General features: G+C 66.9%; 14 protein-coding genes. 3 read left to right on the forward strand and 11 right to left on the reverse strand.

Annotated elements, in window-relative coordinates; genetic code table 11:
• Positions 1-319 precede the first annotated feature (319 nt).
• Both pdxT and pdxS read right to left on the reverse strand, forming a co-directional pair.
• Positions 320-895: a pyridoxal 5'-phosphate synthase glutaminase subunit PdxT gene (pdxT, locus tag GT748_RS01395; protein ID WP_073260917.1), complete on the reverse strand. Its 576-nt coding sequence runs from the start codon at positions 893-895 to the stop codon at positions 320-322.
• A gap of 1 nt (position 896) precedes the next feature.
• The gene (gene pdxS / locus GT748_RS01400) at positions 897-1,775 is read right to left on the reverse strand and encodes a pyridoxal 5'-phosphate synthase lyase subunit PdxS (RefSeq protein ID WP_044993025.1); all 879 of its coding nucleotides are present in this window, start codon (positions 1,773-1,775) and stop codon (positions 897-899) included.
• Positions 1,776-1,893: 118 nt separating this feature from the next.
• On the opposite strand from pdxS, the gene GT748_RS01405 reads away from it, so the two are divergent.
• The gene (locus GT748_RS01405) at positions 1,894-3,261 is read left to right on the forward strand and encodes a PLP-dependent aminotransferase family protein (RefSeq protein ID WP_073260915.1); all 1,368 of its coding nucleotides are present in this window, start codon (positions 1,894-1,896) and stop codon (positions 3,259-3,261) included.
• A gap of 64 nt (positions 3,262-3,325) precedes the next feature.
• Positions 3,326-3,655 carry a rhodanese-like domain-containing protein gene (locus tag GT748_RS01410; protein WP_021659844.1) on the forward strand — a complete coding sequence of 110 codons (330 nt, stop codon included), beginning with the start codon at positions 3,326-3,328 and terminating at the stop codon, positions 3,653-3,655.
• 972 nt (positions 3,656-4,627) lie between these two features.
• Here the strand turns inward: GT748_RS01410 and putP are convergent.
• Entirely contained in the window at positions 4,628-6,121 is a 1,494-nt protein-coding gene (gene putP / locus GT748_RS01415) for a sodium/proline symporter PutP (protein ID WP_021659841.1), read from the reverse strand.
• A 165-nt stretch (positions 6,122-6,286) separates the two neighbouring features.
• On the opposite strand from putP, the gene GT748_RS01420 reads away from it, so the two are divergent.
• Positions 6,287-6,727 carry a GNAT family N-acetyltransferase gene (locus tag GT748_RS01420; RefSeq protein ID WP_021659840.1) on the forward strand — a complete coding sequence of 147 codons (441 nt, stop codon included), beginning with the start codon at positions 6,287-6,289 and terminating at the stop codon, positions 6,725-6,727.
• 776 nt (positions 6,728-7,503) lie between these two features.
• On the opposite strand, the gene GT748_RS01425 is transcribed toward GT748_RS01420, so the two are convergent.
• From GT748_RS01425 to GT748_RS01460, 8 genes are all read right to left on the reverse strand, one after another.
• Positions 7,504-8,061, reverse strand: coding sequence for a hypothetical protein (locus GT748_RS01425; protein ID WP_161213289.1), 558 nt, complete (start codon positions 8,059-8,061; stop codon positions 7,504-7,506).
• Positions 8,062-8,088: 27 nt separating this feature from the next.
• A complete protein-coding gene (locus tag GT748_RS01430; RefSeq protein ID WP_161213288.1) occupies positions 8,089-10,443 on the reverse strand; it encodes an endonuclease MutS2 in 2,355 nt (784 codons plus the stop codon).
• Between the two features lie 79 nt (positions 10,444-10,522).
• Entirely contained in the window at positions 10,523-11,272 is a 750-nt protein-coding gene (recO, locus tag GT748_RS01435) for a DNA repair protein RecO (protein WP_021659322.1), read from the reverse strand.
• Positions 11,220-11,381 (reverse strand): hypothetical protein, encoded by a 162-nt coding sequence (locus GT748_RS01440; RefSeq protein ID WP_154669079.1) that lies wholly within the window; start codon positions 11,379-11,381, stop codon positions 11,220-11,222. The genes recO and GT748_RS01440 overlap by 53 nt, the downstream gene beginning before the upstream one ends.
• Before the next feature lie 160 nt (positions 11,382-11,541).
• Positions 11,542-12,453 carry a GTPase Era gene (gene era / locus GT748_RS01445; protein WP_021659323.1) on the reverse strand — a complete coding sequence of 304 codons (912 nt, stop codon included), beginning with the start codon at positions 12,451-12,453 and terminating at the stop codon, positions 11,542-11,544.
• 9 nt (positions 12,454-12,462) lie between these two features.
• Entirely contained in the window at positions 12,463-12,948 is a 486-nt protein-coding gene (locus tag GT748_RS01450) for a diacylglycerol kinase family protein (protein ID WP_205301314.1), read from the reverse strand.
• Between the two features lie 2 nt (positions 12,949-12,950).
• Entirely contained in the window at positions 12,951-13,451 is a 501-nt protein-coding gene (gene ybeY / locus GT748_RS01455; protein ID WP_044991953.1) for an rRNA maturation RNase YbeY, read from the reverse strand.
• Between the two features lie 72 nt (positions 13,452-13,523).
• Positions 13,524-14,498: a PhoH family protein gene (locus GT748_RS01460; protein WP_021658388.1), complete on the reverse strand. Its 975-nt coding sequence runs from the start codon at positions 14,496-14,498 to the stop codon at positions 13,524-13,526.
• Positions 14,499-14,534 lie beyond the last annotated feature (36 nt).

A 14,534-nucleotide genomic window follows, 5' to 3' on the forward strand; every position in this document is an offset into this window, starting at 1 on the left:
GGGATAGAAGCCCTTTTCCCAGCAAGCCGTCCCCCGCAGACCCGCACCCGCCGCCCTATTCGGTGACCTCTCCCCCCAAAGCACCCCCTCCGCCCAGGGCGTTGGAAGAAGGCCCTCCGCGCCGCAACCGCCCCTCGTCCAGCCCCCGCGCCAGTCCCCGCGCGCCCCCGCGCGCCCCGCAAAAATTGCCTGCCCCCTCCCCGCGCAGACACCCACATCGCCGCTCTCCCCATCTGCCAGACTGCCCCTTCCCCCAAACCAGGCAAAAAAAGAGGGGCGCGCCGCCCGCAGGCAGTGCGTTCCCCTTCCCGTTTCCCCCTCACAGCGAGAGGAAATAGCGATAAAAATCCAGGTCTCCAGTTAGTTCCGGGTGAAAGGCGGTGGCCAGCAGCCGCCCCTGGCGGGCCGCCGCGATCTGTCCCCGCACCCGGCAGAGCACCTGGGCCCGCGGCCCCACCCGCTCGATCCAGGGGGCGCGGATGAAGACCAGCGCCCGCTCCTCGGGCCCCACCTCGGCGATCGCCTGGCGGGCGGTAAAGCTGTCCAACTGGCTGCCAAAGGCGTTTCGCCGCACGGCGATGTCCATCGCCCCCAGGTGGGGGTCCTCCCCCACCACCTCGCCGGCCAGGAGGATGGCCCCGGCGCAGGTGCCCCAGGCGGGCATCCCCTCCGCCAGCCGGCCCTTCAGCGGCTCCCAGAGACCGGCGCGCCGCAGCAGCCGGCTCTGGGCGGTGCTCTCCCCGCCGGGCAGGATCAGCGCCTCGGCCCGCGCCAGGTCGGCCGGGGTCTTCACCGGCAGGGGCCGCACCCCCTCCAGCCGCTCCAGGCAGGCCAGGTGCTCGGCAAAGGAGCCCTGCAGGGCCAGCACCCCGACGGTCCTCTCTCCCCCCGCCATCCTACCAGCCCCGATTCTCCATCCGCTGGCTCTCGGGGATCTGGGAGATCTCCACGCCGCGGATGGCCTCCCCCAGATCGCGGGACACCTCGGCGATGATCTTGGGGTCGTTATAGTAGGTGGTGGCGGTGACGATGGCCTTGGCCCGCCGCTCCGGGTTCTCCGAGCGGAAGATGCCCGAGCCCACGAACACCCCCTCGCTGCCCAGCACCATCATCAGGGCCGCGTCGGCCGGGGTGGCCACCCCGCCGGCGGCAAAGTTGACCACCGGCAGCCGCCCCTCTTCGGCCACCTGGCAGACCAGCTCGTAGGGCGCGCCGATCTCCTTGGCAAAACTCATCCGCTCCTCTTTCGGCAGGGAGCACAGCCGGGCGATCTCCTCGCTCATGCAGCGCTGGTGGCGCACCGCCTCGACGATGTTGCCGGTGCCCGCCTCCCCCTTGGTGCGGATCATGGCCGCCCCCTCGCCGATGCGGCGCAGGGCCTCCCCCAGGTTGCGGGCACCACAGACAAAGGGCACCGCAAAGGCCCGCTTGTCCAGGTGGAAGCGGTCGTCCGCCGGGGTGAGCACCTCGCTCTCGTCGATGAAGTCGATCTTCATGGCCTCCAGCACCCGGGCCTCCACAATGTGGCCGATGCGGGCCTTGGCCATCACCGGGATGGAGACGGCCGCCTGGATCTCGGCGATCATCTTGGGGTCGCTCATCCGGGCCACGCCCCCCTCCCGGCGGATGTCCGAGGGTACCCGCTCCAGGGCCATCACCGCCACCGCGCCCGCCTCCTGGGCGATCTCCGCCTCCCGGGGGTTGGTCACGTCCATGATCACCCCGCCCTTGAGCATCTGGGCCAGGTTCCGGTTCATCTGTTCGCGCTCTGTCATCTCACGCTCTCCTCTCGTCACCCCAAGCGGGGGTTGCATTTGGTATGGGGTCATTGTACAATCATACTGTTCCCTTGAAAATATACAATTTTATTATTTTTAGTAAGGACAGTTGCAGATGGAGAGTTTTGTTTTCGCAGTGGACCGCGCCAAGCCGGAGCCCCTCTACGCCCAGCTCACCGGGGCGGTGCGGCGGGCGGTGGCGGCTGGGCAGCTCCCCGCCGGGGCGCAGCTCCCCTCGATCCGCGCCCTCAGCGCCAGCTTGGAGGTCAGCAAGACCACGGTGGAGAGCGCCTACGCCCAGCTCCTGGCCGAGGGCTATATCGCCAGCCGCCCGGGCAGCGGCTACACCGTCTCCCCCCTGGGGGCGGTGCCCCCCCTCCACCCGTCCGGATCCGCCGGGCCCGCCGCCGTCCCCGCCTCCCCCGTGCGCTACGACTTTGCCGCCAGCGCGGTGGACGCCTCCCTCTTTGACCGCCGCCTCTGGAAGCGCTACCTGGGCCGGGCGCTGGAGACCCAGGCCGCCATGACCAGCTACGGCGACAGCCAGGGGGAACCCGCCCTCCGCCGGGCCCTCTGCGAGTACACCCGCCGCTCCCGCGGGGCCGTCTGCACCCCCGAAAGCCTGGTGGTGGGGGCCGGGGTGCAGAGCCTGCTGCAGATTTTTTGCACCCTGCTGGGGCGGGACGGGCGGCCCATCGGGGTGGAGCACCCGGGCTTTTTGCAGGCCGAACAGGTCTTTTTCGACCACGGCTTCCCCGCCGAGCCCTTCTCCCTGGAAAAGCTCCTCGTCCGCCGGGAGAGCCCCTACCCCGCCATCTACCTGAACCCCTCCTCCCCCTACCGGGGCCGCCCCCTCGCCGCCGGGGAGAAGCTCCGCCTCCTGGCCTGGTGCCAGCAGACCGGCACCTACCTGTTGGAGGACGACTACAACGGCGAGTTCCGCTACGCCAAACAGCCGGTGCCCGCCCTGCAGGGGCTGGCCGAGAACGACCGGGTGGTCTACCTGGGCTCCTTCTCCCGGCTGCTGCTCCCCTCCATCCGCATCAGCTACATGGCCCTGCCCCAGCCTCTGCTGGCGCGCTACCTCCCCCTCAAGGGCCGCTACAACCCCAGTTGCTCCACCCTGGAGCAGTTGGCCCTGGCAGGGCTGATCGCCGACGGCCACCTGGCCCGCCAAATTGGGCGGATGCGCCGCCTCTACGCCGAGAAGAGCCGGCTGCTGCGCCAGTGCCTCGCCGCCTCCTTCGGCCCCCTCTGCCGCCCTGGCAGCTTTGCCAGCGCTCTCCAGCTCACCGCCCGGCTGGAACTGGAGGAGAGCGCCGCCTCCCTCTGCCGCCGGGCCCTGGCCGCCGGGGTCAAGCTGCGCCCGGTGCCCCCCCTGACCCCGGGGGAGCGCCCCCAGGTGCTCTTCTCCATCTCCGCCATCCCGCGGGAGGAGATCGCCCCAGCGGTGGAGACCCTGCGGGCCTGTTGGCTGCCCTGAACGGTCCCCTTTTTCCCCCTCTCTCATAGGATGGGGGCAGCCATAGGAGAGAGGAGGCGTATACATGCCGCAACAAGAATTGTTTCAGGACATCACCCCCCAGGCGGCCCGGGCCCTGATGCAGGCCCACCCCGAGGCGGTGATCCTCGACGTGCGGGGCCCGCAGGAGTACCGCTCCCGGCACATCCCCGGGGCCCTCAACCTGCCCCTGGAAAAACTGGTGGAGCAGGCCCCCGCCCTGCTGCCCAACAAAGACGCCCTGCTGTTGGTCTACTGCCAGATCGGGGTGCGCAGCCTGCGGGCCAGCGCCCTGCTGGCCGGTCTGGGCTACCGCCGGGTCTGCCACTTCGGCGGGATCGAGAGCTGGCCCTACGACACGGTGTCCGGCAGTTAGGGCCCGCCGTCACCCCCCTCTGCACAGGAAACGCCCCCGGATAGACGGCCGCTTGCCGCCTGTCCGGGGGCGTCTCTTGCCGCCCGGCGCGCGCCCGGGCAGCATACTCCCCGCGCCCGGCCAACACATCCCCGCCTGTGCCCCTTGTCCCTCGCGCCCCCATGAAAACCCTGGCACGGCGGGCAAGTCCCCTTTCAAGACCCAGCCCCCGCATCAGAAAAACATCCGCTTTCCCCACAACCCGACCGGCAGAGAAAAGGGGGGGCCCAACCGCCGTCTGTTCCCCGCACCTCTCTGCGGCAAAGGGACAAAAAAGGCCGCCCGACCACCGGGCGGGCTCTTCCCCGAAAAACCTCCTGCCCACTCGGGCCCTGTGGACAAATATCCCCCATTGGCAGCGACTGGACTCCTCTTCCAACCAGCACCGATTTTCTGCACCGTCTGCGACAAACCGGCCGAAAGAAGCCCCCCGGCGGCAAAACAGCTTCCCCTACGCCAAACCACATCCCTGTCCGTGTTCTGTGACCAAGTGCCCGCCCAACCCGGTGGCAGTGGCTCCTTTCCCCACCAGCACCAATTCCCCACGCCTGTGGCAAATCAACTGCAAGCGACCACCTGACCACAGAACAGCCTCTCCTGCGCAAAGCCGCTCACCCGCCGGGACACACTGCTAAGCCCCCGTCCAACCGGCAGCAGAAGAACCTCTCTCCGCCCAGCGCCGGTCCCTCACAGCCTATCCGCGGCCACCCGGCAAAGGCTCGACCGCCCGACCACCGGGCATCCCCTTTCCCGCACCCCCACTCCACCCAAATCACCCGGCTGCTTTTCCTCCCCCTCCCCCAGCAGATCCCCCGCCGCAGGGGGCCAGAGACCCGTCCCTTCCCTTCCCGACCGGCGCCCCCTCCTCCCCAACCCAACAAAGAGAGCCAGCCCCCGCAGGGACTGGCTCTCTTTCATTTTGATTCCAATCGTCTACCGCGCCTTGGCGGCCCGCTCAAAGAGGTCGGTCACCTCTCTGCCCGGGGCCTTGTCGCAGAGGGAGACGACCAATACCAGCGCCAGGGCCAGGAAGAACCCGGGGATCAGCGAGTAGAGGCCGGTGGCCTTGCAGACCGGCAGGTTCTCCCACAGCAGCACCACGGCGCCGCCCGAGACCATCCCGGCGATGGCGCCCTTGAGGGTCATCCGCTTCCAGAAGAGGGAGAGCAGAATCACCGGCCCAAAGGCCGCGCCAAACCCGGCCCAGGCGTAGGAGACCAGCCCCATCACCGAGCTGGTGGGGTCCAGCGCCAGCAGGTAGGCCAGCACCGACACGGCGATGACCGCCCCCCGGCTGACCCACATCAGCTCCTTGTCGCTGGCCTGGGGGCGCAGCAGGGGCTTGTAAAAGTCGTTGGAGACCGCCGAGGCGGTGACCAGCAGCTGGCTGTCGGCGGTGCTCATCACCGCCGCGAGGATGGCCGAGAGCAGCACCCCCGCCAGCAGCCCCGGGGCCAGCCGGCCCACCATCTGCATGAAGATGACCTCGGCCGCCGCGCTGTCGGCGTAGACGATCCCCTCCTGGGTCAGGTAGACATATCCCACCATGCCGATGACCACCGCCGCCGTCAGGGAGATGACCACCCAGATCATGGCGATGAGGCGGGAGCGCTTGATGAGGGAGCGGCTCTTGATGGCCATGAAGCGGGTGAGGATGTGGGGCATCCCGAAGTAGCCCAGCCCCCAGGCCAGGCTGGAGATGATGGCCGTGAAGGAGAGGGCCCCCTGGGGGCTGTTGAAGAAGCTGGTGAAACTCCCCCCGGCGATGGAGGTCAGGGTGGAGAGGGAGAAGTCGGGCACGTTCATCACCGCCAGCACCGGCACCAGCACAATGGCGCAGAACATGAGGATGCCCTGGATCAGGTCGGTCCAGCAGACGGCCAAAAAGCCCCCCAAGAAGGTGTAGGCGATGATGATGAGCGCGCCGATGGTGAGGGCGGCCACATAGCTGTCCATCCCCAGCACGTACATAAAGAGTTTGGCCCCGGCGTTAAAGGCCGACGCAGTGTAGACCAGGAAGAAGACGAAGATGATGACCGCGCAGCACAGCCGCAGCACCTTGGACTTGCTCATGAAGCGGTTTTCCAGGTACTCGGGGATGGTGATGGCGTCGCCCGACAGCTCGGTAAAGCTGCGCAGCCGCCCGGCCACCACCTTCCAGTTGAGGTAGGTGCCCAGCCCCAGGCCGATGGCGATCCAGGAGGCCGAGAGCCCCGAGATGTAGGCCGCCGCGGGCAGCCCCATGAGCAGCCACCCGCTCATGTCCGAGGCCTGGGCGCTGATGGCGGTGACCCAGCTCCCCAGGCCCCGTCCGCCCAAAAAGTAGTCGGACAGGTTGTTTGATTTGTTGAAAAAGAACACCCCGATCCCCACCATCAACAGCAGGTAGAGAACGAAGGTGATCAGTGTGGTGACACTGACTTCCACAGAAAAATCCCCCTCTTTTCAGATCGTTGCCGCGCCCGGACCCGAGGGCCCGGCGCAGAGATATTTGTATTATACCTTTTTTTGGACCCAACCGCAATGTTCGATTTGGAATATTGTAAAACCTGTGGTATAATAGCGGTCGAATGCCGAAAAGGAGGGCAAAAAATGAATATACGAGACTTCGCCCATGCAGATCGAGACACATTTCTCACCCTCTCGCGGGCCTTCTACCACACCGACGCCACCGATCACGACATCCCCGACGCCTACCGGGAGAAGACCTTTGCGCTGGCGGTGGAGAAAAGCCCCTATGTGCGGGGCCTGCTGCTGGAGGAGGGGGGCGCCCCCGCGGGCTACGCCCTGCTCTCCCTCTCCCACACCTGCGAGTACGGCGGCCTGTTGGTGCTGCTGGAAGAACTCTACGTCGACCCGGCCTTTCAGGGCAGGGGGCTCGGCCGGGCCTTCTTCGACTGGCTCTTCACCGAGTACCGCGAGGCGGCGGCCTTCCGGCTGGATGTGACCGCCGAGAACGAGGGGGCCATCCGCCTCTACGGGCGGCAGGGCTTTCAGTTCCTCCCCTACCGCTGCATGGTCAAACCCAACTGACTTTCCCTTTCCAAAGCGCCAAAAGCGGCGGTCAGCCCACCCGGGCCGGCCGCCGCTTTCTCTATCTGTCCACCCCAGCGGCGGCGGGCCTTTTGGAGGCGCAAAACGCCGCGGGCCATCGCCACCCCAGCGGCCGACAGGGCACCGCCCCTCCCTCTTCAGCAGCCTGCAGGTGGAAAAAGTCTGCCCGCACCCGCATTTTCAAGTGCAGTCCCCTTGGCTCCGCCCCCGGCAGCTCCAAAGGGGCTTCTTCTCCCCCCCGACCCAATTGAAGCCACCGGCCAACCCGCCAGTGTGCGCCACCCCTAAAAGGAGGCCATGCGGGCCTTGCCCCCGAGGGCATCGATCGCACCCCGCCCGCCGCCACCAGCCAACCAGCAAGCTGGGCCGCCCTCTCTTGCGCCTTTCTCGCCCTTCCTCTCACTCCCCCTCCGGCAGAGCCGGGGGACAGGGCGCCAACGGGACAGCTGCGACCGCTCACACATCCGCTCGCCCGCTCCGGCCGCGTAAGGGCCCGGCGCCGGCAGGCAGGCGAAGACCCGCCGAAATTTCACTTCCCCTGCACTTGCACTGCCTGCCCTGTAGCCTGTAAAAGGGAGCGTTCTTGTGACATCCCCTTTGGGTCGCCCCTCCGCCGCTGGCAGTCCGCTCCGCTCAATGCCGCAGCAAACGCCTCTTTTGAGACATCTCCCCCGGCGGCTCCCGCCGGCAAAATAAAAAAGAGGGCCCGGCGCCCCCCGCGCCGGGCCCTCCCTCTATTTTTTGCTCCCCTCGGCCTACTGCCGGCTCTCCCCCTCTTTGCGCCGGCCGACCAGGCGGTGGAGCCACTCCAGCACCGCCGAAGGGCTCGCCTGGCCGCCCAGCTTCTGCTGGCAGTGGTCGGCCAGCAGGGAGAGGAGGGCGAAGATGGCCGCCGAGAAGAAAAACCCCAGGGCCAGCCCCTCCATCACCTGCATCAGGGGGGCCATCCGCAGGGTGGCCTCCTGCAGGACGGTGTCGCTGAAGGCCACCTGCACCGTCCCCCGGCTGGCAAAGAAGCGCAGCAGGTAGCAGACGGCCGCCAACAGGGTGAAGACGGCGGTGGCCAGCCGCAGGCTCACCGTCCAGCGCTGCAGGCGGCGGATCTCCTTTTGCACCGGGTCGCCGTAGAGGGTGTAGCAGTAGGCCGCCAGGCAGACCGGCTGCCCCATCTTCCGGCGGATGCGCCAGTCCCGCATCCCGGCGGCCCGCTTCTCCTCGATCTCGCGGCGCAGGTCCGCCTCGATGAGGGCCTTGTCCCCCTCGGGCAGGTCGATTTTCTTGAGGGTCTTTTGCAGATAGGTGTCCATCTTCACCGGCGATTCCTCCCTTTTTCGAGCCCTTTATTTGAGGGTGGCAATGGTGACCCCCGCCTCCCCCTCGCCAAAGGTGCCCAGCCGAAACCCGGCCACGTTCTTGTGCCGCTTGAGGTAGCTGTGGATGCCGGCGCGCAGGGCCCCGGTCCCCTTGCCGTGGATGATGGAGATCTGCTCCATCCCCGAGAGGACGGCCCGGTCGATGAAGCCGTCCAGCTCCATCACCGCCTCGTCCACGCTCTGGCCCCGCAGGTCGATCTCCAGGGCCGCGCGGCGGGTCTTCTGACTGCTGCCCGCCACCCGGCGGGCGCTGCGCTCGCCGCTCTTGGGCATCTTCTTGCCCGAGAGGCGAACGTCCTTCATCTTCACCCGGGTCTTGATGGCCCCGGTCTGGATGGTCACGTCCTCGCCCTTGATCTCCACCACCTCGGCGGGGGTGTTCATCTCCCGCAGGGTGACCACGTCCCCCACCTTCAGGGGGCGGGGCAGGGTGTAGTGGTCGTCCACCTGGGGCTGGCTGCCGGCCACGTCGTAGAGTTTGTCTACCCGGTTGCGCACCGCGCCGGGGGTGAGGGCGGCGTCCTTCTTGCGGTTTCGCTCCTTGATCTCGGCGATGACCGCCTCCGCCTCCCGCTTGGTCTGCTCAATGACCCGCTGGGCGGCGATGTGGGCCTCCTCCGCCTCCTGCTTGGCCGCTTTGAGCTGGCGGTAGAGCTCCTTCTCGGCGTACTCCTGCTGACGCTTCTGCTTGGCGGCGTACTGCTCGGCCCGCTCCAACTGGCGGGTGAGCTCGCTGCGCTTCTGCTCCAGGCTCTCGATGACGTCCTCGAACTTGATGTCGTCCTTTTGAATGTAGCCCCGCGCCGCGTCCAGCACCATCCTGCTCATCCCCAGCTTGCCGGCGATGGCAAAGGCGTTGGAGCGCCCCGGCACCCCCACGATGAGGCGGTAGGTGGGCCGCAGGCTCTCCACGTCGAACTCGCAGCTGGCGTTCTCCACCCGCGGCTCCTTCAGGGCGTACATCTTCAGCTCCGCGTAGTGGGTTGAGGCGGCGGTGCGGCAGCGGGCCGCGCGCAGGTGTTCCAGCACGGCGATGGCCAGGGCCGCCCCCTCGGTGGGGTCGGTCCCCGCCCCCAGCTCGTCCAGCAGCACCAGGGAGCCCCGGCCCGCCTCCTTGAGCAGCCCGATGATGTTGACCATGTGGGAGGAGAAGGTGGACAGGCTCTGCTCGATGGACTGCTCGTCGCCGATGTCGGCGTAGACGTGGGCGAAGTAGTCCACCCGGCTCCCCTTCTTGGCGGGGATGAGCAGCCCGCTCTTGGCCATGAGGGCAAAGAGCCCCAGGGTCTTGAGACAGACGGTCTTGCCGCCGGTGTTGGGCCCGGTGATGACCAGGGTGTCGAAGTCCCGCCCCAGGGAGATGTCGATGGGCACCACGTCCCCGGCGGCGATCAGGGGGTGGCGGGCCCCCCGCAGGTCGATCTGCTGCTCGTCCCCCATCTCGGGGGCGGTGCAGTCCAGGGCCTTGGCCAGCTTGGCCTTGGCCAGCAGCAGGTCGATGGCGGCCAGCAGGTCGTAGTCGGCCAGCAGGTCGGCCTTGCAGGAGACCACCAGCTCGGTGAGCTCCTGGAGGATGCGCTCGATCTCCTCCTGCTCCTTGCCCCGCAGCATCCGCACCTCGTTGTTCAGGTCCACCACCGCCATCGGCTCCACAAAAAGAGTGGCCCCGCTCTGGGAGGCGTCGTGCACCAGCCCGGGCACCTGGGTGCGAAACTCGCTCTTGACCGGCAGCACAAACCGCCCGTCCCGCATGGTGACCAGGGCCTCCTGGAGGTATTTCTGCTGGGAGGAGGAGCGGAGGATGTCCTCCAGCTTCTCCCGCGCCCGGTTCTGGGCCCGCAGGATCCCCCGGCGGATGGAGTGCAGCTCCGGGCTGGCCGAGTCGGCCAGCTCCTCCTCGTTCAAGATGGCGTCCCCCAGGCGGCGGTAGATGCCGTCGTGAAAGGTCAGGTAGGCAAAGTAGGGGTCCAGCAGCCCGCTGCCCACCTGGCGGCTGTTCTGGTACCAGTCCTGCACGGTGCGGCAGGCGCCCAGCAGTTTACGCACCCCCAAAAGCTCCTTGATGGAGAGCACCCCGCCCTTGTCCGCCCGGGTCAGGGGCCGGGAGAGGTCGCTCATCCGCCCCACCCCGGGGTCGCCGTAGCGCAGCAGCAGGGTGTACATCTCGTCAGTGCGCGCCAGCGCCTCCCTGGCCTCGTCGGCCGAGGGGCAGAGCAGGTCCTCAAAGGAGAGGGTCTCGTTTTTCTCGCAAAAGGTCTTTTTTTGCAGCTGGAGCAAAATCTTGTCGAACTCCAGCGTCTTGTAGTGTTTTTCCGCGTTCAATGGTCGTATCCTCACTGTGGCGCGGCGGCGGGCAGCGCTCTGCCCTGCCGCCGGTGGGTGGTCCTCGCAGGCGGCCCCCTCACAGGGACTTCAAAAAGTCCAGCGCCTGAAAGCCCCCCTCGGTCTGGCAGAGCAGGTACTGCTCGGCCAGCCGGGCCAGGGCCGCCCCGGTCTCGGGCTCGACGCGAAAGTTGAAGAGGGCCGAAAAATCGCTGTAGATGATGTGGCGCATGGCCGCCAGCAGCCCTGGGGAAAGGGGGACATACCGCCCCCCGTCGCCGGGCTGGGCGCAGTCGCGGCAGAGGAGGTTGCCGTTTTGGGGGGAGAAGAGCATCCCCCCGGCGCACTCGTACCCGCCGCAGCGGCAGCAGCCCACCAAATCGGGCATGTAGCCGCTCATGGCCAGCAGCCGCAGCTCAAACAGGGCCTTGAGCAGCAGCCGGTCGCGCTTTTTGGCGTCCAAAAAGTGCAGGGTGTTCAAAAGCAGCCGCAGGTGGCCCGAGAGGTCGGGCTCGTCGGGGCTCAGGCGGCGGATGAGCTCCAAAAAGTAGACGGCGGTGGAGAGGTCCACCACGTCCTTTCGCAGGTTCCAAAACTGGTTGAGGACCTTGGCGTCCTCGATTATGTACATCGCCTTTCCCTCGTAGAGGGAAAAGCTGGAATAGGTCAGCAGTCCGGTGGCGCTGACGAGCTTGCTCTTGACCCGCATGGCCCCCTTGGCCGAGGCCGAGACGATGCCCGCCCGGTCGGTGAGCAGGTGGACGATCTTGTCCGCCTCACCGACCTGCACTTCGCGGATCACGATCCCGCACATCTGTATATAGGCCATTTTCGACCTCCCCGGTGCGCTCCTTGGCCTGCCGGTAGCGCAGATAGTCCCCCACGCTGCCGGTCATCTCAAACTGGGCCCAGAGCTGCTGGCTCTCGTCGGTATACACGGCGACTCCCCCTTTTTTTGACCTCTGCAAAACTAGCATCGGCCCCTGGGGGGGAGATTAGTCCTGTCAAAAACAGGTTCGCCGTTTTGGCGGAAAACCGGCGGCCGCCGGGGGTGATTTTTGGCGGCCCCCGGCCGCTGCCCTGCGCCCAAAAGGGCTTTTATTCGACCTTGAGGCCGAAGTTTTGGATCAGCCGGTCCTTGTTTCGCCAGTCCTCTTTCACCTTGACCCAGCACTGCAAGTTGACCTGGCAGCCCAAAAAGGCCTCGATGTCCTGGCGGGACTGGGTGAGGATCTTTTTGAGCATCGAGCCGCCCTTGCCGATGAGCATCCCCTTGTGGTTGGGCCGCTCGCAGTAGAGGGTGCAGTCGATGTCCACCAGATCCTTTTTGCCCTCCCGCTCGGCAAACTTCTCAACCACCACCGCGGTGCCGTGGGGGATCTCCTGGGCGGTGTTGCGCAGGATCTTCTCCCGCACGATCTCGGCCACGATCACCCGCTCGGGCTGGTCGGTAAAGGCGTCGTCGGGGAAGAAGTGGGGGCTCTCGGAGGCGTATCCCTCCAGGGCGCGCACCAGCTCCTCCACCCCGTCGTTTTGAAGGGCGGAGGTGTAAAACACCTCGGCAAAGGGGTATTTCTCGGTGAACTGGGCGGTGCGCAGCAGCAGGGACTCCTTGTTTGACACCGTGTCCACCTTGTTGACGCAGAGGATCGCCGGCGCCCCCGACTGGCGGATGCTGGCCAGCAAGCTCTCCTCGGCGGCGCCGATGGGGCCCTCGGGCTCCACCACCAGCACCTGCACGTCCACGTCGCCGATGGACTGGGTCACCGCCCGGTTCATCTGCTCGCTGAGCTTGGTCTTGCCCTTGTGCAGCCCCGGGGTGTCGATGAAGACCAGCTGGGTCGCCCCCCGGGTGAGCACCCCGGTGATGCGGGTGCGGGTGGTCTGGGGCTTGTCCGAGACGATGGCCACCTTCTCCCCCACCACGGCGTTGAGAAGGGAGGACTTGCCCACGTTGGGCCTGCCCACCAGGCTGACAAAGACCGATTTGCTGATTGGTTGTTCCGTCATATTTTCTCCTTAAAAATGGGTTTTATCGTCTTTTCTTTTCCCGCCGCAGAGGACAAAGAGCCCCAGCGCGGCGAGGAGGGCCAGGGCCGCCCCGGCCCCCAGCGGGGTGGCGATCGCCGCCCCGAGGGCGCGAAGCCCCGCCGGGTCGGCAAAGAGGCAGACCCCCGCGCCCGCGGCAAAAACCGCGCAGGCCAGCACCCCGCCCGCCGCCGCGTCCTTGACCCAGCCGATGGCGCGGTCCCTGTCCGGGCAGACCCGGTCGCAGAGCCGCTCGACAGCGGTGTTGAGGAGCTCGGCCCCCCAGACCAGCCCGCAGGCCAGGAAGAGGAGGGCCCAGTCCCCCCGGTCAAAGGGGTAGAAGGGGGCCAGGGAGAAGACCAGCGCGGTGGCCGCCAGGTGGATGCGCAGGTTGCGCTCGGCCCGCAGGGCCCGCCAGAGCCCGCGGCCGGCGCAGGCGAAGCTGCGGCCCAGGGCCGCCGGGCGGTGGGGGCGCAAGATCACTCCTCGCTGACGTAGCTGGCGTCCCGGGGCAGGCCCAGTTGCAGCATGATGGCCTCTTCCTTCTCCCGCATCCGCACCTGCTCCATCCCACCGGCCACGTGGTCGTAGCCCAGGATGTGCAGCATCGAGTGGACGGTGAGGAAGGCGATCTCCCGCTGCAGGGAGTGGCCGTAGATCTCGGCTTGCAGCACCGCCTTCTCGGCCGAGATCACCACGTCGCCCAGCACGTAGGCGCCGGTCTCCCGGTTCTTGTCGAACTTGCCGTTTTCCCCCAGGGGAAAGGAGAGGACGTCGGTGGAGATGTCCTTGCCCCGGTACTCGGCGTTGAGCTCCTGGATCTGCTCGTTGTCCACAAAGGTGACGCTCACCTCGGCGGGCCCCGCAAATTTCTCGGCGGTCAAAACGGCGTTGCAGGCCCGGCGGACCAGCAGCCGCAGCCCGGAGGGCAGTTTGACCTTCTTCTGGCGGTTGGTGATGGATACCTTTACGAGAGCCATGTTCATTCTCCTTCGCTTATTTTGTCGTCCTGTCACAGAACCTCTCGCCGGGGAGGGCCCGGCCGGGAGGGACTACTCCTCTTTTTCCTCGGGGGTGCGGCGGTAATACGCCTCGTAGGCGCGGATGATCTCCATCACCAGGCGGTGGCGGACCACGTCCTTCTCGGTGAAGTAGATCTGCTCGATCCCCTTGATGCCCTTGACGATGTCGGCCGAGACCACCAGGCCGCTCTTTTTCTTCTCCGGCAGGTCGATCTGGGTGACGTCGCCGGTGACCACTGCCTTGGAGCCCGCTCCCAGCCGGGTGAGGAACATCTTCATCTGCTCGGGGGTGGTGTTCTGCGCCTCGTCGAGGATGATGAAGGAGTCGTTGAGGGTGCGCCCCCGCATATAGGCCAGGGGCGCCACCTCGATGCTCCCCCGCTCCTGGTACTTGTAAAAGCTCTCGGCGCCCAGCATTTCAAAGAGGGCGTCGTAGAGGGGCCGCAGGTAGGGGTCGACCTTGGTCTGCAGGTCGCCGGGGAGAAAGCCCAGCTTCTCCCCCGCCTCCACCGCTGGGCGGGTGAGGATGATCTTGCTCACGTCGCCGGCCTTGAAGGCCTTTACGGCCATGGCCACCGCCAGGTAGGTCTTGCCGGTGCCCGCCGGGCCGATGCCGAAGACGATGCTGTTTTTGGCGATGGCCTCGACGTATTTCTTCTGGCCGAAGGTCTTGGCCTTCACCGGCTTGCCCTTGGCCGTCAGGCAGACCACCCCCGGCTGGGCCTGGGGGGGCGCCTCGTCTAGGCCGCCGCCCACCATCTCCAGGGTGTAGCCCACGTTCTGTTCGTCCAGCGGGGTGCCGCTTTTCAGGATGAGCAGCAGGTTTTCCACCGCCTTTTGGGCCAGGTGGGCCTGCTCTCTCTCCCCGGTGATGTGCAGGGCCCCGTCCCGGGCGGTGAGTTTGACCAAAAAGCGCCCCTCGATGCGGCGGGCGTTCTCGTCCAGGTTGCCGAAGAGGGCCGCCAGCTGGACCGGGTCGAGGTTTTCCAGTACGATGTCTTCCATTCAAAACTTCCTTTTTTTCAACGCTGTCTGCGGCGA

The organism is Bittarella massiliensis (ex Durand et al. 2017) (assembly GCF_009876955.1).
Lineage (GTDB): Bacteria > Bacillota > Clostridia > Oscillospirales > Ruminococcaceae > Bittarella > Bittarella massiliensis.